General features: G+C 63.4%; 2 protein-coding genes. One reads left to right on the top strand and one right to left on the bottom strand.

What is annotated here, in order from left to right:
* Nucleotides 1–23: 23 nt before the first annotated feature.
* Complete coding sequence (gene trpS, locus AUC71_RS06405; protein WP_069623603.1) at nt 24–1,010, bottom strand: tryptophan--tRNA ligase; 987 nt, start codon at nt 1,008–1,010, stop codon at nt 24–26.
* A gap of 152 nt (nt 1,011–1,162) precedes the next feature.
* Between trpS and AUC71_RS06400 the strand changes: the two genes are divergently transcribed.
* The coding region (locus AUC71_RS06400; RefSeq protein ID WP_204376657.1) for a hypothetical protein at nt 1,163–1,415 on the top strand (253 nt) is incomplete at its 3' end.

Here is a 1,415-nt window from a genome sequence, read left to right as displayed (position 1 = left end):
TTTCGCGGGCATGACAATTCTCGTCAGCTCCGGATAAAGCCGACGATGTCCTTGGTCTTGGCGAGGATCGGATCGGCGATGCCGTGTGCGCGCCGCGCGCCGTCGGCGAGGATGCGGTCGATCTCGACGGGGTCGGCCATCAGGCGGCGCATCTCCTCGCCGATCGGCGTGAGCTTGTCCGTGGCGAGCTCGGCCAACGCCTCCTTGAACTTGGAGAACGGCGCATCGCCGTAGTCGCGCAACACCGCCTCTTTGTCGGAGCCCGCAAGCGCCGCATAGATGCCGATGAGGTTGTCGGCCTCCGGCCGTGCTTCCAAGCCCTTCACCTCCGACGGCAACGGCTCGGGGTCGGTCTTCGCCTTTCTGATCTTCTTGGCGATGGCATCGGCATCGTCGGTGAGATTGATGCGGCTCAGATCGGACGGGTCCGATTTCGACATCTTCTTGGTGCCGTCGCGAAAGCTCATGACGCGCGTGGCGGGACCGGTGATGATCGGCTCGGGCAACGGGAAGAAGCCGTCCGGATAATCTTCGCGGGCGATCGACTTGGCGAAAGTCGTTGTTGACTTCTGCGCGATGTCGCGGCAAAGCTCCAGATGCTGCTTCTGGTCCTCGCCGACCGGAACGTGCGTCGCGTGGTAGAGCAGAATGTCCGCGGCCATCAGGTTCGGATAGACGAAGAGACCGGCCGACGCGTTCTCCTTGTCCTTGCCGGCCTTCTCCTTGAACTGGGTCATGCGGTTGAGCCAGCCGATCCGCGCCACGCAGTTGAAGATCCAGGCGAGCTCGGCATGGCCCGAGACCTGGCTCTGATTGAAGATGATCTGGCGCGTGGGATCGATGCCCGACGCGATGAACGCGGCCGTCACTTCGCGCGTGTTGTGGGTGAGCTCGTCCGGGTCCTGGAATACGGTGATGGCGTGGAGATCGACCACGCAGTAGAGGCACTCGTGCTCTTCCTGCAGCGCCACGAAACGGGTGATCGCGCCGAGATAGTTGCCGAGATGCAGATTGCCGGTCGGCTGGACGCCGGAGAGACGCGGGTCTTGTGTTTGGTGGTCTCTTGCATGCCTATGCCCCTGAGCCCGCGGGTTATGGCGCGGGCGGGGAGCCGGCGCAAGTCTCGGCTGATCGAGGACGGATAGCGAGCGAGGACGGAGGAATGGCTCTGGTCATACGGCCCTTCGAGGAGGCCGATTATCGGCGGGTGCTGGACGTTTGTATCGCGGCCTTCGAGCCCATCCACAAGGGCTTCGAGGCGGTGCTTGGCCCACGGGTCTTCGCGCTTCAGTACGGCGATTGGAAAGAGCAATACGCGAAAACCTTGGGCCGCATCTCGGCGCGGGACAGAAAGTGCAGAGTCTACGTGGCCGAGCTCGACGGCGAGATCGCCGGATTCGTCTTCGCGCTGCTGG

Origin of the sequence: Methyloceanibacter marginalis (assembly GCF_001723295.1) — a bacterium.
GTDB lineage: Bacteria > Pseudomonadota > Alphaproteobacteria > Rhizobiales > Methyloligellaceae > Methyloceanibacter > Methyloceanibacter marginalis.
This window is presented reverse-complemented; position numbering and strand designations above follow the sequence as displayed.